Below are 25568 nucleotides of genomic sequence, written 5' to 3' on the forward strand. Positions count from 1 at the left end.
GATCCTTCAGAGATGGCGGCGTCGGGCTGAGACTTGCCGGTCGTACTCCTCCCGGGCCTTGACCGCCGACGGTCGGGTCGCGGTTTCGGCCACAGGAACATCCCACCACGCCTGGGCGGGGGGCGCGCCCGACACAGTGTCTGCCGTTTCGGTCTCGGTGTAGACACATGTGGGGCGGTCGGCCGTGCGGGCTTCCGTGAGGGCTTCGCGCAGGTCACGCACGGTCTTGGCGCGGATCACGCGCATCCCGAGCGACTCGGCGTTGGCCGCGAGGTCGACGGGCAGCGGCGCCCCCGTGTACATACCGTCGGCCTCGCGATGGCGGTAGGCGGTGCCGAAGCGCTCGGAGCCGACGGACTCGGAAAGGCCGCCGATCGACGCGTACCCGTGGTTCTGGAGGATGAGCAGCTTGATCGGAATGTTTTCCTGCACCGCGGTGACAATTTCGGTGGGATTCATCAGGTATGTTCCGTCGCCGACGAGCGCCCACACGGGCCGGCCGGGCGCGGCCATCGCGACGCCGATGGCCGCGGGGATCTCGTATCCCATGCAGGAGTAGCCGTACTCGACGTGGTACTGGTCGGCGGAACGGGCCCGCCACAGCTTGTGGAGATCGCCGGGGAGCGAACCCGCGGCGTTGATCACGATGTCCTCGTCGGTGACCAGGCCGTCGAGCAGGCCGAGCACCTGCGGCTGGGTGGGGCGTACCTCCTCGTCGCGCGCCTCGTACGCGGCATCGACGCGGTGCTCCCAGCGCTCCCTGTCGTCCGCGTACTCCGTCTCGTAGCCGTGCTCCACGTGGTGGCCGCGGAGAGCGGTGGTGAGGGCCTCGAGTCCGGCGCGGGCGTCGGCGACGAGCGGGAGCGCGGCGAGCTTGTGGGCGTCGAAGCCGGTGATGTTGAGATTGACGAAGCGGACGCCGGGGTGGGTGAAGAGGGTGGCGGAAGCGGTGGTGAAGTCGGAGTAGCGGGTGCCGACGCCGATGACGAGGTCGGCCGCGCGGGCCAGCTCGTCGGCGGCCGCCGTGCCGGTGTGGCCGATGCCGCCGACGTCCGCCGGGTGGTCGTACCGCAGGGAGCCCTTGCCGGCCTGCGTGGAGGCGACGGGGATGCCGGTCGCCTCGGCGAACGTCTTCAGCGCGGACTCGGCACCGCTGTGGTGCACACCGCCGCCCGCGATGATCAGGGGCCTGTGGGCGCAACGTACCGCCGCAGCCGCTGCCGCGAGCTCCTCCCGGTCGGGCTGCGGGCGGCGTACGCCCCAGATGCGCTCGGCGAAGAACTCCTCGGGCCAGTCGTAGGCCTCCGCCTGCACGTCCTGCGGCAGCGCGATGGTGACCGCGCCGGTCTCGGCCGGGTCGGTGAGTACGCGCATGGCGGCGAGAGCTGCCGGGATCAGGGCCTCGGGGCGGGTGATCCGGTCGAAGTACTTCGACACGGGACGCAGGCAGTCGTTGACGGAGACGTCCCCCGCGTAGGGGACTTCCAGCTGCTGGAGGACGGGATCCGCCGGGCGGGCAGCAAACGTGTCCCCGGGGAGAAGGAGAACGGGGAGCCGGTTGACGGTGGCGAGTGCGGCGCCCGTGACGAGATTGGTGGCACCGGGACCGATGGACGTCGTCACGGCATGGGTGGAGAGGCGGCCGGACTGGCGGGCGTAGCCGACGGCCGCGTGGACCATGGCCTGCTCGTTGCGGCCCTGGTAGTAGGGCATGTCGGGACCGCTCTCCAGCAGTGCCTGGCCGATCCCCGCCACGTTCCCGTGGCCGAAGATGCCCCAGGTGGCGCCGATCAGCCGCTGCCGGTGGCCGTCTCGCTCGGTGTACTGGCGGGCGAGAAAGGCGACCAGTGCCTGTGCGGTGGTGAGGCGGCGCATGCCGGGGCGGGGCGTGCTCGGTCCCGTGCTCATCGGTAGCCCTCCGTGTGGTCGGGGTGGAAGCAGATCCGCCATTGCCGCTCGGGGCCCGGGCCCGCCATGACGTTCAGGTAGTACATGTCATGGCCGGGCGCGGCGATGGACGGTCCGTGCCAGCCGTCGGGGACGAGGACGGCGTCGCCGCCGCGGACCTCGGCGAGCAGGTCCGTACCGCCGGGGCGCGACGGTGACACGCGCTGGTAGCCGAATCCGTGCTCGCCGTCGATCTCGAAGTAGTAGATCTCTTCGAGTCTGGTCTCCTCGCCCGGCCGGTGCTCGTCGTGCTTGTGGGGCGGATACGACGACCAGTTGCCGCCCGGCGTGAACACCTCGACGGCGATGAGGCGGTCGCACTCGAAGGTGTCGGCGGCGGCGAAGTTGTTCACGCGGCGGGCGCAGTTGCCCGTGCCGCGGTGCTCGACCGGTACCTCCGGCGCGGGGCCGTAGCGAGCGGGGAGTCGTCGCTCGCACTTCGCTCCTGCCAGGGCGAAGCGGCCTCCCGCGCCGGAGGCGATCTGTGCATGGGCGTCGCGCGGCACGTAGGCGAAGTCGGTGACTCCGGCGAACACGCTCTCCCTGCCCAGCAGTTCCATGGTCTCGCCCTCTGTCTGCACCGTACAGCCGCCGCTGAGCGGAAGCACGATCCACTCGCTGTCCCCGGCGCCGAGCAGATGCGAACCGCCCGGGCGCAGCTCCAGGATGCGAAGCGCGGTGTAGCCCCACCCTGCCGTCTTGGGGTCGATGTCGAGCGCGTACGGCCCGTCGGCCGCGGTCCCTGCGCGTACATGCCGCTCGTGTGCGGTGGCGTCCGTGTGGGTCATGAGTTCTCCGTACCCCCTAGAGCAGTCCTACGGCGGTGTCGACAGCCGCCGCGACATCGCCGTCGACCGGATAGAGCAACGAGCGGCCCACCACGAGACCCTGGACCGTGGGCAGTTGCAGCGCCCCCCGCCACTTCTCGTAGGCACGCTCCTGGTCGTCGACGGAGCCGCCCACCTCGCCGCCGAGCAGGACTGCCGGGAGCGTCGAGGTCTCCATCACCCGCGTCATGTCGTCCGGGTCGTCGGTGACGGGGATCTTCAGCCAGGTGTAGGCCGAAGTGCCCGCGAGCCCGGAGGCGATGGCTATGGACCGGGTGACCGCCTCGGCCGACAGGTCGTTGGTGAGCCGCCCGTCGACGCGGCGGCAGATGAACGGCTCGACGAAGACGGGCAGCCGGTGGGCGGCCATCGCGTCGATCGCGCGCGCGGTGGAGTGCAGGGTCTCGAGCGATCCCGGGTCGTCGTAGTCGATGCGCAGCAGCAGCTTGCCCGCGTCGAAGCCGAGCCGGGCCAGGTCCTCCGCCCGGTATGCGGTGAACCGGTCGTCCAGTTCGAAGGCGGCGCCCGCGAGTCCGCCCCTGTTCATGGAGCCCATGACGACCTTGTCGTCGAGGGCGCCGAGGAGCAGCAGGTCCTCCAGGATGTCGGCGGTGGCGAGGACTCCGTCGACGCCGGGGCGCTCCAGGGCGATGCAGAGCCGCTCCAGCAGGCCGAGGCGGTTGGCCATCGCGAACCGCCGGTCACCGACGGCGAGGGCTCCGCGGGCGGGGTGGTCGGCGGCGATGATCATCAGTCGGCCGTGGTCGCCGATGAGAGGGCGCCTGCGTCGGCGGGCCGCTGCCTCGGCGACGGCCTCGGGGTGGCGCACCCTGATCCTGACGAGGTCCCCGACGTCCACGCGGGTCACGACGCCGTCCCGGGAGCGTGGCCGGGGGCGTGGCCCGGTGTACTGCCCGGCTCTGGGCGGTACTCGGGCCCGGGGGCGTGGCCGTCGAGGAGTGCGTCCACCTCTGCGGGGTAAGGCATCGCGGACGAGCAGGCGAGACGGGAGGCGACGATCGCGCCGGCGGCGTTCGCGAACCTCATCACCCGCTCCAGCTCCCAGCCGGCCAGCAGCCCGTGCACCATCGCCCCGCCGAACGCGTCACCCGCACCGAGACCGTTGACCACTTCGACCTCCACAGGGGGAACTTCGGCGGTCGCGCCGTCCCGGTGGACGGCGAGCACGCCCTTGGGGCCCTGCTTCACCACGGCCAGTTCGGCCCCTGCGTCGAGCAGCGCGCGGGCCGCGGCGTGAGGCTCGCGCTCGCCGGTCGCGACTTCGCACTCGTCGAGATTGCCGACGGCGACGGTCGCCTGGGCGAGCGCCTGCGTGTAGTAGGGGCGCGCCTCGTCCGGACGGGTCCAGAACATCGGGCGCCAGTCCAGGTCGAAGACCGTCGTCCCGCTCTTCGCGCGGTGCGCCAGCGCGGCCAGGGTCGCGGTCCTGCTCGGCTCCTCGCACAGCCCGGTCCCGGTCATCCAGAAGACCCGCGCCGCGCCGATCGCCGCCATGTCGAGGTCGTCCACGCGCAGTTCGAGGTCCGGCGCCTTGGGCTGCCGGTAGAAGTAGAGAGGGAAGTCGTCCGGCGGGAAGACCTCACAGAAGGTCACGGGCGTGGGCAGTCCCGGCACCGCCGTGACCCAGCGGTCGTCGACCCCGAACTCCTGCAGTGCCTCGTGGAGATACTCCCCGAAGGCGTCCTTCCCGGTACGGCTGATCAACGCGACCCGGCGGCCGAGCCGTGCCGCCGCGACCGCCACATTCGTGGCGGAGCCGCCGAGGAACTTCCCGAAGGTCTCGACCCGTGCCAGCGGGACCCCGGTCTGCAGAGGGTAGAGGTCCACCCCGATCCGGCCCATCGTGATCACGTCGTACGACTGAGACGGCTGAGGCATACGTGTCCCTTCGGTTCCACGCCCGGCTGTCCCCTGGTCTAGCCCCCACTCCCGAGGGCTGTCAACATTTTGTCCTTACATTCGGACGAAAGCTTGACACCTTTCTCGGGCGGCCGGAAAGCTGACCGCCATGACCTCCTCCGCACCGTCGCTCAACCGCATCCGGATCGGGTCGGCCCCTGACTCCTGGGGCGTGTGGTTCCCCGACGACCCGCAGCAGATTCCCTGGCAGCGCTTCCTCGACGAGGTCGCACAGGCGGGGTACGAGTGGATCGAGCTCGGCCCGTACGGTTACCTCCCGACCGACCCCGCCCGGCTCGCAGAGGAGACCGCGTCCCGGGGACTGAAGGTCTCGGCCGGGACCGTCTTCACCGGGCTGCACCACGGGCCGGACGTCTGGGAGAAGACCTGGGCCCATGTCGCCGGCATCGCCACGCTCACCCGTGCGATGGGCGCGGACCATCTGGTCGTCATCCCGTCCTTCTGGCGCGACGACAAGACGGGTGCCGTGCTGGAGGACCGGACACTGACCGCCGAGCAGTGGCGAAGCCTCACCACACAGACCGAACGCCTCGGCCAGGAGGTCGGCGACCGCTTCGGGCTGCGCATCGTGGTCCACCCGCACGCGGACACCCACATCGACAGCGAGGAGAACGTCAGCCGCTTCCTCGACGCGACCGACCCCGGCCTGGTCTCGCTCTGTCTCGACACCGGGCACTACGCCTACTGCGGCGGCGACAGCGTCAAGCTCATCGAGACCTACGGCGAACGGATCGGCTACCTCCACCTCAAGCAGGTGGATCCGGAGATCCTCGCCGAAGTGGTCGCCGACGAGGTGCCGTTCGGGCCGGCCGTGGCGCGGGGTGTGATGTGTGAACCGCCGTCCGGTGTCCCGGCACTGGAACCGGTACTGGCCGCGGCCCAGCGGCTGGACGCCGAACTGTTCGCCATCGTCGAGCAGGACATGTACCCGTGCGCCCCGGACAAGCCCTTCCCCATCGCTGAGCGCACGCGCCGTTTCCTCCGCTCCTGCGGCGCATGACGGCAGGCCGGCACTGGCACTGGCACTGGCACTGGCACTGAAGTGCAGGCCAGGTGGGGCCGGTTCCGGCGCCCTGGCACGGATTCCGGCCGTAGGACGGCCCCGCCGCCCCATGTCGGGCGGCGGCGAGGGCTGGGCATCGCCCGGACGGCGGCAAGGGTTCGCGCGCGCTCGGCGATGGCGAAAGGCTCGGCTCTGTCGGTGACACATGCCCGGGTCCGCTCCCGTCAACTGCCGGATGACGCCGATTGCGTCACGGCGGTTGCCACCCCGTCACACATGTCTCCGTTACGCGGGTCTTCCGTCACAGGCTCTCGACAGCCGCTCCCTCCTGCCCGCCCGGATTCGTTCATAGGGCACAGGCTCAGTGATCGCCAGCGTCCGCGTCGCAGCTCCCCCGACGGCTCCTCCTGCCGCCCGCTGCGGCGCACGCAGGGAGGTGCCACACATGACGGACAGACGGCTCTGGTCCTACAAGGACATCGCCGCGCACATCCGGGTGCAGCCGGACACGGTTCGCTCCTATCGCAAGCACGGTCTCCTTCCGCCGCCCGATCATGTGGAGGCCGGAAAGCCCTATTGGTACGCGGACACGATCCGCAGTTGGGTCGCCAACCGCCCAGGGAACAGGAGCCGCAGGGAGTGAGCTCGCTCAGGTCCGGGCCGGCTCGATGATCGTCACGCCCGCGCCCGGGGCCCCTCCCATGGCGGAGAGGGCGGCCGGTGCCGAATCGAGGGAGATCACCGAGGTCACCAGAAGGTCCGGCCGCAGCGCCCCGGAGCGGACCATCTCCAGCATCGGACCGTAGGCATGCGCGGCCATTCCATGGCTGCCCAGGATCTCCAGTTCCAGCCCTATGAGCCGGGACATCGGCACCACGGGGTCTCCGGCGGCGGAGGGAAGCAGGCCGACCTGCACATGCCGTCCGCGACGGCGCAGGCTCCGGACCGAGGCAGCACAGGTGACGGGTGAGCCGAGCGCGTCGAGCGAGAGATGGGCACCACCGCCCGTCAGTTCGCGCACCGCCTCGGCCGTACCGCCCGCCCCGGTCAGCGAAGTGGCGTCCACGCATTCCGCCGCGCCGAACTTGCGGGCCAGCTCGAGTGCCCGCGGCGAGACGTCCACGGCAACCACCCGGGCCCCGCAGGCCACGGCGATCATCACCGCGGACAGCCCGACTCCGCCGCAGCCGTGCACCGCGACCCACTCGCCCGGCGCCACGCGCCCCTGGGCAACCACGGCGCGGAAAGCGGTCGCGAACCGGCATCCGAGCCCCGCAGCCGTCGCGAACGACAGTTCCTCCGGCACGGCCACCAGATTGACGTCCGCGTGCTCCAGGGCCACGTATTCGGCGAAGGAGCCCCAGTGGGTGAACCCGGGCTGGGTCTGACTCTCGCACACCTGCTGGTCCCCGGCCGCGCAGGCGGCACAGCGGCCGCAGGCACAGACGAACGGGACCGTGACCCGGTCCCCGCGGCGCCAGTTGGCAACCGCGGGGCCCACTGCCTCGACGACTCCGGCGAGCTCGTGCCCGGGGACGTGCGGGAGGGTGATGTCCGGGTCGTGCCCCATCCAGCCGTGCCAGTCGCTGCGGCACAGCCCGGTGGCTTCGACGCGTACGACGACACCGTGATCCGACGGCACCGGGTCCGGGACCTCGCGCACGCCCGGGTCCTGTCCGTACTCCTCGAACACCACAGCCCTCATCGGCCTCGTCCCTTCCCGGGTCCGCTCGGATCGGCTCGAACCTAGCCGCCCACCGCTGCCTTGTCCCGGTCCAGGTCGTCACGGTCCTCCTGCTCAGGGCCCGCCGGCTCCGCCCCGTCCCGCTCCCCGGCGCTGCCGCCGGCCGGAGCGGGCCCGGATATCCCGCCTTCACTGAGGCCGAACCTGGAATGGAAGGCACGCAGCGGAGCCGGTGCCCACCAGGTCGCCCTGCCCGTCAGCTTCATCACGGACGGCACCAGCAGACTGCGCACCACCATCGCGTCCATCACCACGGCGAGGGCGATGCCGAGACCGAGCATCTTGGTGTTGCTCACGCGCGAGGTGCCTATCGCGACCATCACCACCGCCAGGATCACGGCCGCAGCGGTGATCAGTCCGCCCGTGCGGCGCAGCCCGTAGCCCACGGCGTGCTCATGGTCGCCGGTGCGGTCGTACTCCTCCTTGATCCGGGAAAGCAGGAACACTCCGTAGTCCATCGAGAGTCCGAAGGCCACACAGAACATCAGTACGGGCAATGTCGTCTCGATGGAACCGGTCGCCGTGAAGGCGAGCGGCCCGGCAAGGTGGCCCTCCTGGAAGACCCAGACCACGGCCCCGAACATCGCGGTCAGACTCAGCCCGTTGAGCACGACGGCCTGGAGAGGGATCACCACGCTTCCAGTGAGCAGGAAGACCAGCAGCAGCGTGACGACCGCGATGATGCCTGCCGCCCAAGGCAGCCGGTCACCTATCGCGTCCTTGGAGTCGACCAGCCTCGCTGCCGAACCGGTCACCGAGGTCTCGAACGGCGCAGGCTCCGCGCGCAGTTCCCGCACGAGCCGCTGGGACTCCTCGCCGACGGCCTCCTCCTCGGGCAGCACCGTGAAGGTCGCGTTCGCACCGGAGACGAGCGGTCCGTCCACTCGCAGCACTCCAGGCAGAGCGGCGATGCGGTCGCGGTACTCGGCGTACTGCGCGGGGGTGGCCTTACCCTCGGCGAAGACATCCAGGCCGCCGCCCGGGCTGCCGGGGAATGCGTCCCGGATGTGCTGCTGCACGACGTGCGACTCGGCGTTCGACGGCAGCTGACGGTCGTCGGCGATCCCGAACTTCACACCGAGGAAGGGCAGTCCGAGCAGCACCAGCGCCGCGGTGGTGGCGACCGCGAAGATCGGTGCCCGCCGCATCACCACGGACACCACCCGGCCCCAGCCCCCGCTTTCGCCGCCCTCCACGGAGTCGTCGCCGCTCTGCTTCCCTGCCCGCCCGCGCAACAGCCGGCGCAGGTCCAATGCGTTCACCCGGTGCCCCAGCAGTATCAGTGCGGCGGGCAGCAGTATCAGTGCGGCCGAGGCGGCGAGCAGCACCACCGCGATCCCGGCATACGCGAACGAGCGCAGGAAGTACTGGGGGAAGACCAGCATGGCGGCCAGCGAGACGGCGACCGTGAGCGCCGAGAAGAGCACCGTCCGGCCCGCGGTGCGCAGGGTGATCCCGACCGCCTCCCTGGTCTCCGCGCCTGCGGCCAGCTCCTCCCTGAACCGGCGCACGATGAACAAGGCGTAGTCGATGGCGAGTCCGAGTCCGAGGGCCGTCGTGAGGTTCTGGGCGAAGACCGACACATCGGTGAATTCGGTGAGTCCGCGCAGGATCGCGTTCGTACCCAGGATGGCGACGATTCCGATGCCCAGCGGCAGCATGGCCGCCACCGCGCTTCCGAACACCATCACGAGCAGCACCAGCGTGACCGGCAGGGCGATCATCTCGGCCCGCAGCAGATCCTCCTGGATGATCGTCTGCATGTCGTGAATGACCGCGACCGGGCCTCCGACGGAGACCTTCACGGGACCGTGCACGCCCCGGTACCCGGGCGCGATGCGCTCCAGCACCTCCCCGGCGGCCTTCTCGTCCCCCTCGATCCGGGCGGCGATCAGAGCCTCCCGGCCGTTCTCGGCGCGCAGCGCGGGCGACCTGGTCTGCCAGTACGAGCCGACGCCCGTGACGTCCTTCTCGCCTGCCAGCCGCTTCGCCAACCGCGCGGCCTCGGCCACGACGGCCGGATCGTCCACGCTCTTCTGCCCGCTGTCGACGAGCAGCAGCAGATTCGGGCGCGCGGCGGGGAATTCGCGGTCCAGGGCCTTCGTGGCATATGTCGACTCGGCGTCGGGGGCATCCCAGCCCCCGCTGCCCATGCGATCGGCAGCCCCGCTGCCCGCGAACACGGCGAGTGCCGTGATCACCAGGGCGAGCAGCAACGACAGCCGCGGTCGGGCGGTGACGATGCGGGTCCAGCGGCCGGGGCGCGGCGCGCTGTTGACTCCAGACATGGTGCGGTGTCCCCTTCACCGAGACCGGTGCGGCGTGGCAGGCAGCACGCAGGAAGCACAGGTCGACGATTGCCATAGACTGGCAAACACGAGTCATCGCTCGCGTTTTTCAAGAATGCGAGCGGCCACTCGTGTTTGTCAATCGCGACCGGAGAACTGGGGATCGGGGATTCACATGCCAGAGAAACCCGAGGCCGAGGCACCGACCGTGACACCCACGGAGCCCCCGGCCGTGGAGCAGGCCAAGGCGTCGGGCAGGGCACGAGCCAGGACGTCGCCCCAGGCACGAGCCAGGACATCGACCACCATGCCGATCGGGCCGGAGGCCAGGGCGCCGGAACAGGGCCCGACCGGAGCGCCGGCAGAGTCACCTGCCAGGTCGGCACAGCCGCGCCGCCGGCAGGCCCGCGGAGAGCGCCGTATCGCGCAGTTGCTGGAGGCCGCAGCGGGCGTCTTCTGCCGCTGCGGCTACACCGCTGCCAGCACCAACGCCATCGCCCGCGAGGCAGGCGTTTCCCCCGGCACGCTTTACCAGTTCTTCCCCAACAAGGAAGCCATCGCGGTCGAACTCGGCGGGCAGCTGCTGCAGCGCTGGCGCGAGTCCCACGGCGCGGTCTTCGACATGCTCGACACCACGCTGCCTCTGGACCGACTGCTGGACTCGGTCCTCGACCCGCTGATCACGTTCAACTGCGAGAACCCCGCCTTCGCCGTTCTCATGCACGGCTCCGAGATCCCCGGCCGGATCAGCGAGGAGCACGACGCCGTGCACTCCGCGCTGCTCATCCGGGTCGAGCAGATACTCGGCGAGCTTCTCCCGACGGCACGGCCGGCAGAGCTCAACCGGACGGCGAGCATGGTGTTCGCCGTGGTCAAGTCAGGGCTGGAGCTGATCCTGGCCCACGAGGGCGAGGAGCGGGAGGCGTTCATCACCGAGCTGAAGACCATCGTGTACCGATATCTGGCACCGCTGTACGCCGAGGTGTCGAGGGGTGCGACCCGGCGTCCGTGACCGACGCCGAGGCGTCGAGCGGCGCGACCCCACGCCGATGACTGCGGCACTTTCCTGGAACACGAGCCGCAGGACGGCCCCAAGAGCTCGCATCCATACCCCCTAGGGGTATAACCTGGTGAAGGTCAGGAGGCCCCGGCATCCCCAGGACTCCTGTGATGCACCAACGCCTCCATTGCACGAAGTGTTCGCGAACCGCGACACGACCTCGAAGAGGAGAACGACATGACCGCCGAGACGAAGACCGAATCCCTCGAGGCCGCCGGCTCCTGCTGCTCACCCTCCGGTTCCTGCCACGGCGGCGGCGCGGCGGCCGACGGGCCGGGCAGCCTCACCACGGTCTACGAGGTGAAGGGCATGACCTGCGGCCACTGCGAGGGTGCCGTTTCGAGCGAGATCTCCGAGATCCTCGGCGTGACGTCGGTCAAGGCGGTGGCGTCCACCGGCCAGGTCACCGTGATCTCCGACGCTCCGCTCGACGAGTCCGCAGTGCGGGCCGCCGTCGACGAGGCCGGCTATGAGCTGGTCGGCCGGGCCTGACCCTCATCCTGCTTCCGGCCGGGCCGAACCGTCATGGCGGTGGGCCCGGCCCTGCGCCTGGAGCCACGTCACATGAGCAACATCGCAAGCGATACCCCGGAAGCGGGCACGTCCCGGATCGAACTCCTCATCGGCGGGATGACCTGTGCCTCGTGTGCGGCCAGGGTCGAGAAGAAGCTCAACCGCATGAACGGCGTCACCGCCACGGTGAACTACGCGACGGAAAAGGCCCGCGTCTCCTTCGGCGAGAGCACGGACGTGCCCGACCTGATCGCCGTGGTGGAGAAGACCGGCTACACCGCCACGCCTCTGAGCCTGCCCCCCGCCGCTCGGGCTTCCGCCGCCTCCACTGCCGGCCCCACAGGCGTGGACACCGTGCCGGCCCAGGCGTCGCCGGCGGAAGTACCGGTGACCGCGCCCACGACCGCCACCGGCGAGCTCCGCCCCGCCGGTGACCCGGGCACAGCACCCGAGGCCCTTTCGGCCCCCGAAGCTCAGCGCACCGCACCCGAGGCCCCTTCGGCCCCCGGAGCGAACGGCACTCCGCTCCGGGCCGGTTCTGAGCACGCCCTCGCCGCCATGCGTGAGCGGCTGCAGGTCTCAGCGCTGCTCGCGGTGCCTGTCGTCCTGATGGGCATGGTTCCCGCCCTCCAGTTCGAGAACTGGCAGTGGCTCTCCCTCACCCTCGCCGCGCCCGTCGTCGTCTGGGGCGGCATGCCCTTCCATCGGGCGGCATGGACCAATCTGCGCCACGGCGCGGCCACCATGGACACCCTCGTCTCCCTGGGCACCCTCGCCGCCTTCGGCTGGTCTCTCTGGGCGCTGTTCTTCGGGCATGCGGGGATGCCGGGCATGCGCCATGGATTCGACCTCACGATCAACCCGTCGGCCGGCGGCGCCGACGGCACGTCGGCCATCTACCTCGAGGTGGCTGCGGGTGTCGTCACGTTCCTCCTCCTCGGCCGCTATCTGGAGGCACGCGCCAAGCGGAAGGCCGGAGCCGCGCTACGCGCCATGCTGGAACTGGGGGCCAAGGACGTCGCCGTACTCAGGAACGGTACGGAGGAACGCATACCCGCCTCCCGGCTGCTCGTCGGCGACCGCTTCGTCGTACGTCCGGGGGAGAAGATCGCCACCGACGGCACCGTCGTCGAGGGCACGTCGGCCGTCGACGCGTCGATGCTGACAGGTGAGTCCGTTCCGGTGGACGTGATCACCGGCGACAGCGTCACGGGCGCGACCGTCAACACCGCGGGACGACTCGTCGTGGAAGCCACCCGGGTAGGCGCCGACACCCAGCTGGCCAGGATGGCCCGGATGGTCGAGGAGGCCCAGGACGGCAAGGCACAGGTGCAGCGTCTTGCGGACCACATCTCGGCCGTCTTCGTCCCGGCCGTACTGCTGCTCGCCCTAGGCACCCTGGTCACCTGGCTCCTGGTCACGGACGATCCGACGGCCGCCTTCACCGCGGCCGTGGCCGTGCTGATCATCGCCTGCCCCTGTGCACTCGGCCTGGCCACTCCCACCGCTCTCATGGTCGGTACGGGACGAGGCGCGCAGCTGGGGATTCTCATCAAGGGCCCCGAGGTCCTGGAGTCGACCCGGACGGTCGACACGGTCGTCCTCGACAAGACCGGAACGGTCACCACCGGCCGGATGCGCCTGCAGAACGTGTACGTCACGGGCCCCACCACGGAGGAGGAACTGCTGCGGATCGCGGGTGCCCTGGAGCACGCGTCCGAGCATCCTGTCGCCCGCGCCGTCGCGGAAGGCGCCGTGGCCACGCTGGGTAGGCTCCCTTCGCCCGAGGCCTTCGAGAACGTACCCGGCCTCGGAGTCCGCGGCACGGTCGAGGGCCACGCCGTACTCGTGGGCCGCGCCCGCCTCCTCGTGGACGCCGGCGTGGAGCCGCCGCATGAGCTCGCCGCGGTCTCCGGGCGTACCGCCGTCGCCGTCGCCTGGGACGGCAAGGCCCGCGGCGTGCTGACCGTGGCGGACGGGGTCAAGGACACCAGCGCGGAGGCGGTCGCACGGTTGCGGGCGCTGGGGATGAAGCCGGTCCTGCTGACGGGCGACGACCGGGCGGTCGCCGAGTCGGTCGCGGCGGAGGTCGGTATCGACGAGGTGTACGCCGAAGTACTGCCTCAGGACAAGGTGGCCCTGGTCCGGCGGCTTCAGTCGGAGGGCCGGACGGTCGCGATGGTCGGCGACGGGGTGAACGACGCGGCCGCCCTGGCCACCGCCGACCTCGGACTGGCCATGGGCACCGGCACGGACGCCGCCATCGAGGCAGCGGATCTCACGCTGGTGCGGGGCGATCTGATGGTCGCCGCCGACGCCATCCGGCTCTCCCGGCGGACCCTCGCCACCATCAGGGGCAACCTCTTCTGGGCCTTCGGTTACAACGTCGCCGCCCTGCCGCTGGCCGCCGCCGGACTGCTCAATCCCATGATCGCCGGATTCGCCATGGCTTTCTCATCCGTTTTCGTGGTCAGCAACAGCCTTCGTCTGCGATCCTTCACGTGATACACAGGACCTTCACAAAGAGATTCAGATCACAGATATTTGTGGGTAACCATTCGGGCTCTTCGCGAGTCTAAGTGGGCGATGCCAGAACGTCTTGGGGGACGTTCATGGGATGTCTTGGGGGACGTCCCAGGCAAGCGTTGGCCGGGGCACGTAGACCGGGGAGCTTTGAGCGGCCCTCCCGACATACGTACCCCGGCAGACCGCGCGAAGAGCTTCTGCTGGGTACCAGCAGACGCCCGGGCCGGATCCCGTGGGGGGAATCCGCACCGGGGATATGGGAAGCGCCCCGCTTGCCGACCCGTGGGGGGATCGGCAGCGGGGCGCTTCTCGCTATGTGCTTCCGGGGAGGGGCAGTACCCCAATGCTCCGGGCAGGTCTCGGCGGCCTGCAGGTCGCAACGACCTCGTGAGCAGGACTCGGCCGGGGTGACGTCACGCACGGCCTCGCCGGTCCGGGGGAAGAGCCCCCGGACCCCTCGCAGGCGTCAGCGGGCCTCGACCGGAACGAAGTCGCGCAGGACCTCACCGGTGTAGATCTGGCGCGGGCGGCCGATACGGGAACCCGGCTCCTTGATCATCTCGTGCCACTGGGCGATCCAGCCGGGAAGCCGGCCGAGCGCGAAGAGCACGGTGAACATCTCGGTGGGGAAGCCCATGGCCCGGTAGATGAGACCGGTGTAGAAGTCCACGTTCGGGTAGAGGTTGCGCGAGACGAAGTAGTCGTCGGAGAGCGCGTGCTCCTCGAGCTTCAGCGCGATGTCGAGCAGCTCGTCGGACTTGCCGAGGGCCGAGAGAACGTCGTGCGCGGCAGCCTTGATGATCTTGGCGCGCGGGTCGAAGCTCTTGTACACGCGGTGGCCGAAGCCCATCAGCCGGACGCCGTCCTCCTTGTTCTTCACCTTGCGGATGAAGGAGTCGACATCCCCGCCGTTGGCCTGGATGCCCTCGAGCATCTCCAGCACCGACTGGTTGGCGCCGCCGTGCAGCGGACCCCAGAGAGCGGAGATACCGGCCGAGATCGAGGCGAACATGTTGGCCTGCGAGGAGCCCACCAGGCGCACGGTGGAGGTCGAGCAGTTCTGCTCGTGGTCCGCGTGCAGGATGAGGAGCTTGTCGAGCGCGGCGACGACGACCGGGTCGAGCTCGTACTCCTGCGCCGGGACCGAGAAGGTCATCCGCAGGAAGTTCTCGACGTAGCCGAGGTCGTTGCGCGGGTAGACGAAGGGGTGGCCGATCGACTTCTTGTACGCGTACGCCGCGATGGTCGGCAGCTTGGCCAGCAGCCGGATCGTCGAGATGTTGCGCTGGTTCTCGTCGAAGGGGTTGTGGCTGTCCTGGTAGAACGTCGACAGCGCGCTGACCACGGAGGACAGCATGGCCATCGGATGGGCGTCGCGCGGGAAGCCGTCGAAGAACCGCTTGACGTCCTCGTGCAGCAGCGTGTGCTGGGTGATTTCGCCACGGAAGGTGGCCAGTTCGTCGACCGTCGGGAGCTCACCGTTGATCAGCAGGTACGCCACCTCGACAAAGGTGGAGCGCTCGGCCAGCTGCTCGATCGGGTAGCCGCGGTAGCGCAGGATGCCCCGCTCGCCGTCGAGGTAGGTGATCGCGGACTTGTAGGCGGCCGTGTTGCCGTATCCACTGTCCAGGGTCACCAGACCGGTCTGCGCCCGGAGCTTCCCGATGTCGAAGCCCTTGTCGCCGACGGTGCTCTCGACCACCGGGTAGGTGTATTCACCGTCCGCGTACCGCAGTACTACAGAGTTGTCGCTCACGTCATCCCTCACCGACGTAGTGCCTCTTCTTCGAGGTGCCCTGACTGTCTCTACCATCCCCCATTTGGCTGAGGAGAGTGCACTCGGGGTCGACCATTGGGCCAATTGGCGGCACTCAGTGCCGTCAACCTGCTCATCCTGCCCCCTTCGCCCCGGTTCCGGAAGCCTTAGGTGATCCTTCCCACGAGCGCCTCACCTGTCAGCCGGTGATCGAGTGCGGTAAAACGCCTGCCTGCGGAGACGGTGCGCACGGCCTGCCCTATGGCCTTGCGGGAACCGACGAGCACGACGAGTTTCTTGGCACGTGTGACCGCTGTGTAGAGCAGATTCCGCTGGAGCATCATCCAGGCGCCGGTGGTGACCGGAATCACGACTGCCGGATACTCACTGCCCTGGGAACGGTGGATCGTCACGGCGTACGCGTGCGCGAGCTCGTCCAGCTCGTCGAAGTCGTAGGGCACCTCCTCGTCCTCGTCCGTCAGCACCGTCAGCCGCTGATCGACCAGATTGAGTGAGGTCACCACGCCGACCGTGCCGTTGAAGACTCCGTTCTTGCCCTTCTCGTAATTGTTGCGAATCTGAGTGACCTTGTCGCCCACGCGGAACACTCTTCCGCCCAGCCGCTTCTCCGGCAGATCCGGGCGGGCGGGGGTGATGGCCTGCTGCAGCAGGCCGTTGAGCGTGCCCGCGCCGGCCGGCCCGCGGTGCATGGGAGCGAGCACCTGTACATCGCGGCGCGGATCGAGGCCGAACCGTGCGGGGATGCGCCGAGCCGCTACGTCCACCGTGAGCCGGCCCGCCTCCTCGGTGTCGTCCTCCACGAAGAGGAAGAAATCGTCGAGGCCCTGGGTGAGGGGCTGCGTCCCGGAATTGATGCGGTGGGCGTTGGTCACCACCCCGGACTGCTGGGCCTGCCGGAAGATCTGGGTCAGCCGTACGCTCGGCACCGGCCCGGAGTCTGCCAGGAGGTCCCGCAGGACCTCCCCCGCGCCGACGCTCGGCAGCTGGTCCACGTCTCCGACCAGCAGCAGATGCGCACCGGGGGCGACGGCCTTCACCAGCTTGTTGGCCAGGAGCAGATCCAGCATGGACGCCTCGTCGACGACGACCAGGTCGGCGTCGAGGGGCCGGTCGCGGTCGTACGCCGCGTCGCCGCCCGGCTTGAGCTCCAGCAGCCGGTGGACGGTGGACGCCTCGGCTCCGGTGAGCTCGGCGAGTCGCTTCGCCGCGCGCCCCGTGGGAGCGGCGAGCACCACCTTGGCCTTCTTGGCGCGGGCGAGCTCGACGATCGAGCGGACCGTGAAGGACTTGCCACAGCCCGGCCCGCCGGTGAGGACGGCCACCTTCCGGGTGAGCGCGAGTCGCACGGCCTCCTGCTGCTCGGGGGCCAGCTCCGCCCCCGTACGGTCCGCGAGCCAGGCCAGTGCTTTGTCCCAGGCCACGTCCTGGAAGGCCGCCATGCGGTCCTCGTCCGTGCGCAGCAGGCGGATCAGCTGGGCGGAGAGGGACAGCTCGGCCCGGTGGAAGGGCACCAGATAGACCGCGGTGACCGGATCCCCGCCTTCCGGGTCCGGGACCTGCTGCCGTACGACTCCCTCCTCCTCCGCCGCCAGATCGGCGAGGCAGTCGATGACCAGCCCTGTGTCGACCTGGAGCAGCTTCACGGAGTCGGCGATGAGCCGCTCCTGGGGCAGGAAGCAGTGGCCCTGGTCCGTGGACTGCGAGAGGGCGTACTGCAGCCCGGCCTTGACCCGGTCCGGACTGTCGTGCGGAATGCCCACGGCCTGAGCGATCCGGTCGGCGGTGAGGAACCCGATGCCCCATACATCCGCCGCGAGGCGGTAGGGCTGGTTCTTCACCACGGAGATCGAGGCATCCCCGTACTTCTTGTAGATCCGCACGGCGATGGACGTGGAGACGCCCACCCCTTGGAGGAAGACCATGACTTCCTTGATGGCCTTCTGCTCCTCCCAGGCGGCGCCGATCATCTTCGTCCGCTTGGGGCCGAGGCCGGGGACCTCGATGAGCTTCTTCGGCTGCTGCTCGATGATGTCGAGCGTGTCCGCCCCGAAGTGGTCGACGATCCGCTCGGCGATTCTGGGACCGATGCCCTTGATGAGGCCGGAGCCGAGGTAGCGGCGAATGCCCTGGACGGTGGCGGGGAGGACCGTCGTGTAGTTCTCGACGGTGAACTGCTTGCCGTACTGGGGGTGGGAGCCCCAGCGTCCTTCCATGCGCAGCGATTCACCCGGCTGGGCACCGAGGAGCGAACCGACCACCGTGAGGAGTTCACCGGCGCCGCGGCCGGTGTCGACACGGGCGACCGTGTACCCGTTCTCCTCGTTGGCGTAGGTGATCCGTTCCAGGACCCCTTCGACCACTGCCAGATTGGACATGATCCGACGCTACCGTCCGGGTCGGACAGCCCGTCACGCCTGGGGAAAACTCCACGACCCGGACAGTTCAAGGGGCCCGGTCACATGACCGGGCCCCGTTCACTCCCCCCTCCGGCAGAGCTCCCCGATCCCCCCAGATCCCTCCCCGGGAGCCCTGACGCCAAGTACGACTCGCCTCACCCCAGAAGGGTTGCACGATTGCGGGCAGTTATTTTTGCGGAATCCTAGAATGCCGACATAGCAGGCCTTCTTCACTTTTGCACCATGAGCGATGACCCACTCCCCCCGGACGCACGCACCGAGCTCGGGGAAGCCCGTCTCCACGAGAGCGCGCGTCCGCTCTGCACGGAGCAGGTGGGCGGAGGGCTTGTGAGTGGGGGATCGCAGCGTCACCCGGCCGCCTGCGGCCGCTGAGCGCTCCTGCCGACAAGGGCGTGGTCCGGCCGACGAGTTGGAACGACCGGATCCGGCTTCCTCGTTCTCCGCGATTCTTCGATACAGCAGCGAAACAGTGACAGCAAGGGCTTCCTGTGCGCTATGACGCTAGCCTGCGCAAAGTGGTCCGGCGAGCGTCGGCCCGATCTCCCCCGGAGGAACGATGACAGTCACGCTGGCGGATGTGGCGACCCGCGCCCGGGTGTCACCGGCGACCGTCTCCCGGGTCCTGAACGGCAACTACCCTGTGGCGGCGACGACTCGGGAGCGCGTGCTCCGCGCTGTCGACGAGCTCGACTACGTGCTCAACGGCCCGGCCAGCTCTCTCGCCGCAGCCACGTCCGACCTGGTCGGGATCCTGGTCAACGACATCGCCGACCCCTTCTTCGGGATCATGGCAGGCGCGGCCCAGACAGCCATCGGCGAAGGCGCTTCCGGACGGGCGGGCGGCGAGAAACTGGCGGTCGTCTGCAACACGGGCGGCTCGGCGGAGCGCGAACTGACCTATCTCACCCTGCTCCAGAGGCAGCGGGCAGCGGCGGTCGTCCTCACGGGAGGCGCGCTGGAGGACCCGGACCACATCGCCGCGATGTCGGCCAAGCTGACGAAACTCTCCGACACGGGGACCGCGGTGGTGCTCTGCGGCAGGCCGCCCGTGCCGGGCGGGTCGGTCACGGCGACGCTCACCTTCGACAACCGGGGCGGCGGGCAGCGGCTCACCGAGCACCTGATCACGCTCGGGCACCGGCGGATCGGGTACATCGCGGGCCCGGAGGAACGGACGACGACCAGGCACCGCCTCGAAGGCCACAGGGCGGCACTGACCGCCGCGGGGATCCATGAGGACCAGGAGCACATCACCGTGCACGCTTCGTACGAGCGCCGCTCGGGCTACGACGCCACGCTGGAGCTGCTGCGCCGCGACCCGGGACTGACGGCGATCGCCGCCGCCAACGACACGGTGGCACTGGGTGCCTGCGCCGCGCTTCGCGACCGGGGCCTGCGCATTCCGGAGGACGTCTCGGTGGCCGGTTTCGACGACCTGCCGTTCTCGGTGGACGCAGCCCCGGCCCTCACGACAGTACGGCTGCCGCTGCACGAAGCAGGGGTACGGGCCGGCCGCCTGGCCATGGGGAAGGAGGCACCGCCGCCCGGCGGCACCGCGACGATCGGCGCCGAGCTGATGGCCCGGGCGTCGACGGCACCGCCGAAAGGGAGGTGAGCGGTCGGAGTGGCCGCAGACGACGCCGGGGCGCAAGGCCGGCCTCGGGCCGCCCTGGACCGACGCCGCCGGTCTAGGCCCGCACAGGGACGTGGAACGCGCTCGGGCCGGGTGCGGGCCAGGGCGTGAAGCAGCCTGCCCCGGAGGGCCTTCAGCGAGTTTTCCACAGGCCTTGTCCCGAGTCCTCGCCCGAACCTAGCCTTGACTCAGTCAAAGGAAAGGTCGGGGTGGATCATGGCCATTCACGAGATCCGCGCTTTCAACCGTTTCTATACGAACCTCATCGGTGCCCTCGACTACAGCAAGCACCTGTACACGCCGTACACACTGACCGAGTCGCGCGTGCTGTACGAGCTGGCACACGCCCCGCGCACGGATGCGGCGGACCTCCGGGTGGAGCTGTCCCTGGACGCGGGGTATCTGAGCAGGCTGCTCGGCAAGTTCGAACGCGACGGTCTGGTCGAGCGAGCGCCCTCCGACATCGACTCGCGACGCCAGCGCATCACGCTCACTCAGCGAGGGCGCGAGGCGACCGCGCTGCTGGACGAGCGGTCGCGGGATGCAGTCGGCAAGCTGTTGTCCGCCGTGCCGGAGGCCGATCACCCCCGTCTGACGGAGGCGATGCGCACGGTGCGGTGCATATTGGGCGAGGCCCGCCCGGACCAGGACCGCCACCACGGAGGGCCCGTGCTGCGCGACCCGATCCCCGGCGAACTGGGCTGGATGGTCCAGCGGCACGGCGCGGTCTATGCGGCGGAGTACGGCTGGAACACCGACTTCGAAGGCCTGGTCGCCCGCATAGTCGCGGACTTCGCCCAGGACCACGACCCGCATCTGGAGCGGGTGTGGATAGCGGAGCTCGACGGACGCCCGGTCGGTTCTGTGATGTGTGTACGGGACGAGGCACCGGCCACCGCCCGGCTGAGGCTGCTCCTGGTCGAGCCGGAGGCACGTGGCCATGGCCTGGGGGACCGGCTGGTGGGCGCCGTCGTGGACTTCGCCCGCGGAGTCGGCTACCGGGAACTGGTGCTGTGGACCAACGACGTGCTCACCACGGCCCGCAAGATCTATCAACGCGCCGGCTTCACTCTGGTCGCAGAGGAGCCTCACCGCTCGTACGGAGCCGATCTGGTCGGCCAGGACTGGCGGCTTCCCCTCCAGGAAGGATCACTGCCGTGAAGCTCGCGTTCTCCACGCTCGGCGTCCCCGGCATGCCCGTTCCCGAGGTGGCGGCCCTCGCCGCCGCGACCGGCTACCACGGCGTGGAACTGCGGGCCGACGCCGAGGAGCCGGTCCACCCGGGCATCGGCACGCGTGAGCGGGCCGCGGTGGTCGCGGAGTTCGACCGGGCGGGCGTGGAGATCCTGACGGTCGCCGGGTACGTGCGAATGGCAGCGGCGGGCGATGACGAGGCCGTACACCAGGACCTCGACGGGCTGCTGCGGCTGGCCAAGGACCTGGGCGCCCCGTACATACGGGTCTTCCCGGGAGGCGGCGACCAGGACCAGGATTCCGCGGATGCCACGGCCGCACGCCGCCTGGCCGCGGCAGCTGAGACGGCGGCGGATCTGGGCGTGCGCATTCTGCTGGAGACCCACGACTCGCACCGCACGGGTGCGGCGGTGTCCCGTGTCCTGGGCACGGTCGGCCATCTGCACGCAGGCGCGCTGTGGGACGTCCTGTACCCGTGGCTGGAGGACGAACCCCCCGTCGCGACCCATGCCGCCCTCTCGCCGTTCCTCGGCTACGTCCAGGTCAAGGACGTCGCCTCCCCGCAGGACCTCACCCCGCTGCTCCTGGGCTCCGGCGTGCTGCCCCTCGCCGAGTGCCTGGCCCTCACGGGTGAGGACGGCTGGGTCTGCTGGGAGTACGAGAAACGCTGGCACCCGGAGGTGCCGGACCTGGCCGGGCTGCTGATACCGGGGCGGGAGCACCTGCAGTCGATGTCCGCACCAACGAGGTGAGCGCCTCCGCCGGCAAGGAGGGCCGCGATACGGGTGGGGCGCATGCCCCCAACCTCGCCGGACGGCGCCAGGTGGCATCAGCGCGGATTTCTCCGCGGTTCACGGGAGTAGCGCTGAAAGAACCCGCTGTCGGGAGGTGAGTAGGCTGGTTGGCGCTGGTTCTCATCGGCGACCCATGGAGATTCCCCGTGAGCCAGGATCCACAGGACCAGTACGCACATGGCCCGCAGGGCGCGCGGAGTCACCGGGCATTCCGCCGCGAGCCCGCAGTGATCGGCTGGAGCCATGGCGACCGGGTCGTGCGCTGGACGGACGACGGACGGACCGTGGAGAAGCAATACGCACAGCCCACCCAGGCCGCGCTGGCGTGGGACGGCAGGATCCTGGTCGTCGAGGCACTCGACGACACGCCGTACACACCCACGGACAACGCGGTCGTGTACGAAGCCGACGGAACGGAACTCGTACGGCTCAGGCCGCCGCGGGACCTTGTCGCGGAGCCGTCCTGGGTGTTCGGCTTCTACACGGCGCATCTCGGCACGGACGGACTGCCCGTACTCGTGGTTGCGACACAGGTCGGCGACTACTGGGGGCACCCTGACCTGTCGGCCGGCACGCTCATGGACGTGGAGGAGTGGCGCTGACGGGCAGGACGCGTGTGTTCGACGGGCCGTCGGGCCACCCCGCGCGATGCACGGGCCTCATACGGCCACCGGGCTCGCGGCACGCGGCACGCGGCACGCGGCACGCGGACTCACGATGCAGGCCCCGCGACGCTCCGGGCTCCGACGCACGGACTGCGCGGCCCATGCCAGTCACCGCGACGCACGCCGCACGCAGTCCGCACGCACGCCGCACGAGACAACGCCACCCATCAACTGAGCCGCGCAAGAGGCCCGGACGGAGGTGCCCACAAACACCACCACTTCGACCGCACCCGCCCCATTGGCAATGAATCACTGGAATCTCCGCAACTTGGGGAACCCGCGGGGAGCCGGCGGCGTCCAAGCGCCGTCCTGTCGGTGAGTCTCCGCAGAGCGGTGTCGGCTCTCGCTGCTGGCCGCGATCGCTGACTCCCCTCTTCAGCCGCCTGCGGCCGGCAGCACACACCGCCACCGGCGCCTCCCCTCCCTGGCGCCGGTGGCGGCTCACCCGGTCCACCTCGCCCACCTGCACACCGTCCCGCAGCCGCCGCTCGCCCCGCCAGCCCTCACCCGCCACCTTGCCGACCGCCCGATCCGGCGCGCCCTTGCCGGTCAGACCTCTTGACTGGCAGTTACTTTCCGGATATCCGTGGCTCCTTGGAAGTTTCCTTCAAGGAAGGAGCACCCGTGCCGGACCGGACCGCACCCTCCAGACGTACCCTTCTCGCCGCCGCTGCCGCGACCGCCGCCGGAGCCGCGACCGTCGCCCTCCCCGCGACGACGGCCTCCGCCGAGACCCGTGACCGTCTCGGAGAACTCATCTCCCGGATGAGCCTGGAAGAGAAGGTCGGACAGCTCTTCGTCATGCGGGTGTACGGGCACTCCGCCACCGCGCCCGATCAGGCCGATATCGACGCCAACGTCAAGGAGATCGGCGTCCGGACCGCCACAGAGCTGATCGAGCGTTACCACGTCGGCGGAATCATCTACTTCGCCTGGGCCCACAACACCCGCGACCCGCACCAGATCGCCGATCTCTCCAACGGCATCCAGCAGGCCGGCCTCGCCCAGCCCACGCCCATCCCGCTGCTCGTCTCCACCGATCAGGAGCACGGCATCGTCGCCCGCGTCGGCAAACCCGCGACGCTCATGCCGGGGGCGATGGCACTGGGTGCGGGCGGTTCCCGGTCCGATGCCCGCGAAGCCGCTCGGATCGCGGGGGCCGAGCTCGCCGCGATGGGCATCACACAGAACTACGCGCCCGTCGCCGATGTGAACGTGAATCCGGCCAACCCCGTCATCGGCGTCCGCTCGTTCGGCTCCGACCCGGAGTCGGTGGCAGGGCTCGTCGTCGCCCAGGTGCGGGGTTACCGGAGCGCGGGCATCGCCTCGACGGCCAAGCACTTCCCGGGGCACGGTGACACCAAGAGCGACAGCCACTACTCCCTGCCCACCATTCACCACACGCGCGAGCAGTGGAGCGAGCTGGACGCGCCGCCGTTCCGTGCGGCGATCGCCGCCGGGATCGGCTCGATCATGACCGCGCACATCGTCGTTCCCGCGCTCGACCCGAGTGAGGACCCCGCGACGCTGTCCCGCCCCATTCTCACCGGCATCCTGCGTGAGCAACTCGGTTACGACGGAGTGGTCGTCACCGACGCGCTCGACATGGCGGGCGTGCGGCAGAAGTACGGCGACGACCGTGTGCCGGTCCTCGCTCTGAAGGCGGGCTGCGACCAGTTGCTCAACCCGCCGAACCTCAGTGTCGCCTGGAACGCCGTCCTCCAGGCCGTCAGGAACGGGGAGCTGACCGAACAGCGCATCGAGGAATCGATCCTGCGCATCCTTCTCCTGAAGTGGAAGCTGGGCCTGTTCCGCGGTCCGTTCGTCACGCACAGCGGCGTGGACCGCACTGTCGGCACCAGGTCCCATCTGATGGCCGCCGACCGGATCGCAGAGGAGACCACCACCCTCCTGTTCAACGGGAACGGTCTTCTGCCGCTCTCCCCCCGCCGCCACGGAAACGTCCTGGTGGTCGGCGCCGACCCGGCCTCCCCTTCCGGCACGACCGGCCCGCCCACCACCACCCTCGCCAAGGCATTCACCGAACTGGGCTTCGCCGCCACGGCGTGGTCCACCGGCATCACCCCGACGCCGACGAAGATCGACGAGGCGGTGGCCGCCGCAGCCGGCAAGGACGTGGTCGTCGTGGGCACTTACAACGTCACAACGACCAGCCCGCAGCGCACGCTCGTCTCCCGGCTCGCCGCGAGCGGCGTGCCCGTGGTCACGGTCGCCATCCGCAATCCGTACGACATCGCGCAGCTCACCGGCACCGGATTCGCGGCCTCGCTGGCCTCGTACAGCTGGACCGACGTCGAACTGCGTGCTGCCGTCCGGGTGATCGCGGGCCGCGCCGAACCGGAGGGCAGGCTGCCGGTGCCCGTCCCGCGAGCGGACGACCCGACCCAAGTGCTGTATCCGGTGGGGTACGGGCTGACGTATTAAGGCGTAGCGAGGCGTACGCCGCGCTACCGGCGCGCCACACCCACACGGCGGAATACCCACGGCTTCGCTGGCGTGCCACCGCTCCCCCGGTCACGCTTGACGGACCGATCGGGGGTCATACATGCGTTTGCGGCGGCTGGGCGTCGGGGTGGTGTGCGTGCTCGTCATCGGCTGCCAGCAGTCACCGGGGCGCGATGGCCCGGAAGCGAAAGGATCCGGGGAGGCAGGAAGCGGGACGCCGTCCGCATACGGGGCGGTGTTCCTGGGCCCCGGTGACTGCAGCGGCCGGGGCGGCAGCGATGTCCGCGAGGTGTCCTGCACCAGCGAGAAGGCGTCGGCCCGCGTCATCGTGCGCTACGAGGGGCGTCAGGCCGACGGGCCCGCCTGCCCCGCCGCGACCGACTTCGTCCTCCACATCTCGGAGAGACGGCCGTCGGTCGACGAGGACGGCGACGGGGTGGTGCCGCGGGGCTACGCCTGCATGCGCAATCTGGAGGCGCCGCATCCAGGTGATCCGGGCGGAGGTGGCGGTCCGCACACCGTCGTCGGCGACTGCGTCTTCACCTCGCGGAAAGGGCAGGTGAAGGAGACCGCGTGCGACGGTTCGGGCGAGCGGCGGCCCGAGTTCGAGGTGGGATCGGCGGTGCAGAAGCGGGCGCAGTGCCCCACGTCGACCGACCTCTACGTACAACTGGAGGGGGAACGACCGGTGGGCTGCGCCCGCCGCATGTGACACCGTGCCACGCGGTCGGACCGACGCAACCCCCGTGGGGTCTGCCGGCACGGCACGGGCC

General features: G+C 69.9%; 19 protein-coding genes. 11 read left to right on the forward strand and 8 right to left on the reverse strand.

Annotated elements, in window-relative coordinates:
* Positions 1-6 precede the first annotated feature (6 nt).
* Genes iolD through iolC form a run of 4 tightly spaced genes read right to left on the reverse strand, consistent with a single transcriptional unit; the run spans position 7 to position 4673 of the window.
* Positions 7-1908 (reverse strand): 3D-(3,5/4)-trihydroxycyclohexane-1,2-dione acylhydrolase (decyclizing), encoded by a 1902-nt coding sequence (iolD, locus tag ACFU5O_RS03675; protein WP_384235835.1) that lies wholly within the window; start codon positions 1906-1908, stop codon positions 7-9.
* Positions 1905-2735: a 5-deoxy-glucuronate isomerase gene (gene iolB / locus ACFU5O_RS03680; RefSeq protein WP_384235837.1), complete on the reverse strand. Its 831-nt coding sequence runs from the start codon at positions 2733-2735 to the stop codon at positions 1905-1907. The genes iolD and iolB overlap by 4 nt, the downstream gene beginning before the upstream one ends.
* Before the next feature lie 16 nt (positions 2736-2751).
* On the reverse strand, positions 2752-3642 hold the full coding sequence (locus ACFU5O_RS03685; protein ID WP_384235839.1) for a deoxyribose-phosphate aldolase: 891 nt from the start codon (positions 3640-3642) through the stop codon (positions 2752-2754).
* Complete coding sequence (gene iolC / locus ACFU5O_RS03690) at positions 3639-4673, reverse strand: 5-dehydro-2-deoxygluconokinase (RefSeq protein WP_384235842.1); 1035 nt, start codon at positions 4671-4673, stop codon at positions 3639-3641. Before iolC ends, ACFU5O_RS03685 begins: the two co-directional genes overlap by 4 nt.
* A 130-nt stretch (positions 4674-4803) precedes the next feature.
* Here iolC and ACFU5O_RS03695 point away from each other — a divergent pair, with 130 nt between their 5' ends.
* Both ACFU5O_RS03695 and ACFU5O_RS03700 read left to right on the forward strand, forming a co-directional pair.
* Positions 4804-5715, forward strand: a complete 912-nt coding sequence (locus ACFU5O_RS03695) for a sugar phosphate isomerase/epimerase family protein (RefSeq protein ID WP_384235844.1) — start codon at positions 4804-4806, stop codon at positions 5713-5715.
* Between the two features lie 448 nt (positions 5716-6163).
* Positions 6164-6361, forward strand: coding sequence for a helix-turn-helix transcriptional regulator (locus ACFU5O_RS03700; RefSeq protein WP_384235847.1), 198 nt, complete (start codon positions 6164-6166; stop codon positions 6359-6361).
* 6 nt (positions 6362-6367) lie between these two features.
* On the opposite strand, the gene ACFU5O_RS03705 is transcribed toward ACFU5O_RS03700, so the two are convergent.
* Together ACFU5O_RS03705 and ACFU5O_RS03710 are read right to left on the reverse strand one after the other, a co-directional pair.
* Complete coding sequence (locus ACFU5O_RS03705; RefSeq protein ID WP_384235849.1) at positions 6368-7423, reverse strand: zinc-dependent alcohol dehydrogenase family protein; 1056 nt, start codon at positions 7421-7423, stop codon at positions 6368-6370.
* Positions 7424-7464: 41 nt separating this feature from the next.
* Positions 7465-9750, reverse strand: a complete 2286-nt coding sequence (locus tag ACFU5O_RS03710) for an MMPL family transporter (protein WP_384235852.1) — start codon at positions 9748-9750, stop codon at positions 7465-7467.
* A gap of 307 nt (positions 9751-10057) precedes the next feature.
* Here ACFU5O_RS03710 and ACFU5O_RS03715 point away from each other — a divergent pair, with 307 nt between their 5' ends.
* The 3 genes from ACFU5O_RS03715 to ACFU5O_RS03725 all read left to right on the forward strand — a co-directional run bounded on the left by ACFU5O_RS03715 (position 10058) and on the right by ACFU5O_RS03725 (position 13828).
* Positions 10058-10762: a TetR/AcrR family transcriptional regulator gene (locus ACFU5O_RS03715; protein WP_384236406.1), complete on the forward strand. Its 705-nt coding sequence runs from the start codon at positions 10058-10060 to the stop codon at positions 10760-10762.
* A 225-nt stretch (positions 10763-10987) separates the two neighbouring features.
* Entirely contained in the window at positions 10988-11302 is a 315-nt protein-coding gene (locus tag ACFU5O_RS03720) for a heavy-metal-associated domain-containing protein (protein ID WP_384235854.1), read from the forward strand.
* A 72-nt stretch (positions 11303-11374) separates the two neighbouring features.
* Positions 11375-13828 carry a heavy metal translocating P-type ATPase gene (locus ACFU5O_RS03725; protein ID WP_384235855.1) on the forward strand — a complete coding sequence of 818 codons (2454 nt, stop codon included), beginning with the start codon at positions 11375-11377 and terminating at the stop codon, positions 13826-13828.
* Between the two features lie 487 nt (positions 13829-14315).
* Here the strand turns inward: ACFU5O_RS03725 and ACFU5O_RS03730 are convergent, their stop codons facing one another.
* Positions 14316-15605, reverse strand: coding sequence for a citrate synthase (locus ACFU5O_RS03730; protein WP_384235857.1), 1290 nt, complete (start codon positions 15603-15605; stop codon positions 14316-14318).
* Positions 15606-15772: 167 nt separating this feature from the next.
* On the reverse strand, positions 15773-18001 hold the full coding sequence (locus tag ACFU5O_RS03735; protein ID WP_384235859.1) for an ATP-dependent RecD-like DNA helicase: 2229 nt from the start codon (positions 17999-18001) through the stop codon (positions 15773-15775).
* 598 nt (positions 18002-18599) lie between these two features.
* Between ACFU5O_RS03735 and ACFU5O_RS03740 the strand changes: the two genes are divergently transcribed.
* From ACFU5O_RS03740 to ACFU5O_RS03765, 6 genes are all read left to right on the forward strand, one after another.
* Positions 18600-19658: a LacI family DNA-binding transcriptional regulator gene (locus ACFU5O_RS03740; protein ID WP_384235862.1), complete on the forward strand. Its 1059-nt coding sequence runs from the start codon at positions 18600-18602 to the stop codon at positions 19656-19658.
* 234 nt (positions 19659-19892) lie between these two features.
* Complete coding sequence (locus tag ACFU5O_RS03745) at positions 19893-20837, forward strand: GNAT family N-acetyltransferase (RefSeq protein WP_384235864.1); 945 nt, start codon at positions 19893-19895, stop codon at positions 20835-20837.
* Positions 20834-21622 carry a sugar phosphate isomerase/epimerase family protein gene (locus tag ACFU5O_RS03750; RefSeq protein WP_384235868.1) on the forward strand — a complete coding sequence of 263 codons (789 nt, stop codon included), beginning with the start codon at positions 20834-20836 and terminating at the stop codon, positions 21620-21622. Before ACFU5O_RS03745 ends, ACFU5O_RS03750 begins: the two co-directional genes overlap by 4 nt.
* A 188-nt stretch (positions 21623-21810) precedes the next feature.
* Positions 21811-22266 carry a hypothetical protein gene (locus ACFU5O_RS03755; protein WP_384235871.1) on the forward strand — a complete coding sequence of 152 codons (456 nt, stop codon included), beginning with the start codon at positions 21811-21813 and terminating at the stop codon, positions 22264-22266.
* 687 nt (positions 22267-22953) lie between these two features.
* Complete coding sequence (locus ACFU5O_RS03760; RefSeq protein WP_384235874.1) at positions 22954-24774, forward strand: glycoside hydrolase family 3 protein; 1821 nt, start codon at positions 22954-22956, stop codon at positions 24772-24774.
* Between the two features lie 121 nt (positions 24775-24895).
* On the forward strand, positions 24896-25507 hold the full coding sequence (locus tag ACFU5O_RS03765; protein ID WP_384235876.1) for a hypothetical protein: 612 nt from the start codon (positions 24896-24898) through the stop codon (positions 25505-25507).
* Positions 25508-25568 lie beyond the last annotated feature (61 nt).

Source organism: Streptomyces sp. NPDC057445, assembly GCF_042802855.1.
Taxonomy (GTDB): Bacteria; Actinomycetota; Actinomycetes; order Streptomycetales; family Streptomycetaceae; genus Streptomyces.

Bases quoted from the DNA above. Each gene is read 5' to 3' on its own strand.
- ACFU5O_RS03740 (WP_384235862.1), top strand. From the start codon at position 18,600: ATGACAGTCACGCTGGCGGATGTGGCGACCCGCGCCCGGGTGTCACCG.
- ACFU5O_RS03720 (WP_384235854.1), top strand. From the start codon at position 10,988: ATGACCGCCGAGACGAAGACCGAATCCCTCGAGGCCGCCGGCTCCTGC.
- ACFU5O_RS03715 (WP_384236406.1), top strand. From the start codon at position 10,058: ATGCCGATCGGGCCGGAGGCCAGGGCGCCGGAACAGGGCCCGACCGGA.
- ACFU5O_RS03705 (WP_384235849.1), bottom strand. From the start codon at position 7,423: ATGAGGGCTGTGGTGTTCGAGGAGTACGGACAGGACCCGGGCGTGCGC.
- ACFU5O_RS03710 (WP_384235852.1), bottom strand. From the start codon at position 9,750: ATGTCTGGAGTCAACAGCGCGCCGCGCCCCGGCCGCTGGACCCGCATC.
- iolB (WP_384235837.1), bottom strand. From the start codon at position 2,735: ATGACCCACACGGACGCCACCGCACACGAGCGGCATGTACGCGCAGGG.
- ACFU5O_RS03700 (WP_384235847.1), top strand. From the start codon at position 6,164: ATGACGGACAGACGGCTCTGGTCCTACAAGGACATCGCCGCGCACATC.
- iolC (WP_384235842.1), bottom strand. From the start codon at position 4,673: ATGCCTCAGCCGTCTCAGTCGTACGACGTGATCACGATGGGCCGGATC.
- ACFU5O_RS03695 (WP_384235844.1), top strand. From the start codon at position 4,804: ATGACCTCCTCCGCACCGTCGCTCAACCGCATCCGGATCGGGTCGGCC.
- ACFU5O_RS03725 (WP_384235855.1), top strand. From the start codon at position 11,375: ATGAGCAACATCGCAAGCGATACCCCGGAAGCGGGCACGTCCCGGATC.
- iolD (WP_384235835.1), bottom strand. From the start codon at position 1,908: ATGAGCACGGGACCGAGCACGCCCCGCCCCGGCATGCGCCGCCTCACC.
- ACFU5O_RS03735 (WP_384235859.1), bottom strand. From the start codon at position 18,001: ATGTCCAATCTGGCAGTGGTCGAAGGGGTCCTGGAACGGATCACCTAC.
- ACFU5O_RS03745 (WP_384235864.1), top strand. From the start codon at position 19,893: ATGGCCATTCACGAGATCCGCGCTTTCAACCGTTTCTATACGAACCTC.
- ACFU5O_RS03765 (WP_384235876.1), top strand. From the start codon at position 24,896: ATGCGTTTGCGGCGGCTGGGCGTCGGGGTGGTGTGCGTGCTCGTCATC.